Source organism: Desulfosarcina cetonica JCM 12296 (assembly GCF_001311845.1).
GTDB classification, from domain to species: Bacteria; Desulfobacterota; Desulfobacteria; order Desulfobacterales; family Desulfosarcinaceae; genus Desulfosarcina; species Desulfosarcina cetonica.
In genome coordinates this window covers 1-541 of sequence record NZ_BBCC01000551.1, presented here as the reverse complement: position 1 = coordinate 541, position 541 = coordinate 1, and the positions used below count along the sequence as shown (strand labels likewise).

Here is a 541-nt window from a genome sequence, read left to right as displayed (position 1 = left end):
ACATGAAGAAGACCCCGCCGCCGGCCGAGTGCATGGCCTCCATCTGGCTGCGCGAGGGCCAGCCGATCGTTCCGCACATGAAGACCTGGAAGCCGATCATCTGTGCCATCAACGGCTATGCCGTGGGCGGCGGGTTGGAGATGGCCCTGGCCTGCGACCTGCGCATCGCCAGCAGCAACGCCAAGTTCGGCCTCACCGAGGTCAAGGTGGCCAGCCTGGCCGGGCTCAACGGCACCCAGTGTCTGCCCCGGGCCATCCCCCAGGCCGTGGCCATGAAGATGCTGCTCACCGGTGAGATGATCGACGCCCAGGAAGCCTTGCGGGTCGGCCTGGTCAGCGACGTGGTCGAACCCGATGGTCTGATGGACCTGGCCGGCAAGTACGCCACCCGCATCGCCGGCAACGCGCCCTTGAGCGTCAAGGCCGCCAAGCAGGCCGCGGTCATGGGGCTGGACATGCCCCTGGATCACGGCATCGCCTTTTCTCACCTGCTCTGGGGCGCCTGCGGGATACCGAGGACCGCAAGGAAGGGTTCCAGGCG

Annotated in this window: 1 protein-coding gene; it reads left to right on the top strand. The window is 67.3% G+C overall.

The window, feature by feature from the left end:
- The coding region (locus JCM12296_RS35535; RefSeq protein WP_246805359.1) for an enoyl-CoA hydratase/isomerase family protein at positions 1-541 on the top strand (541 nt) is incomplete at both ends.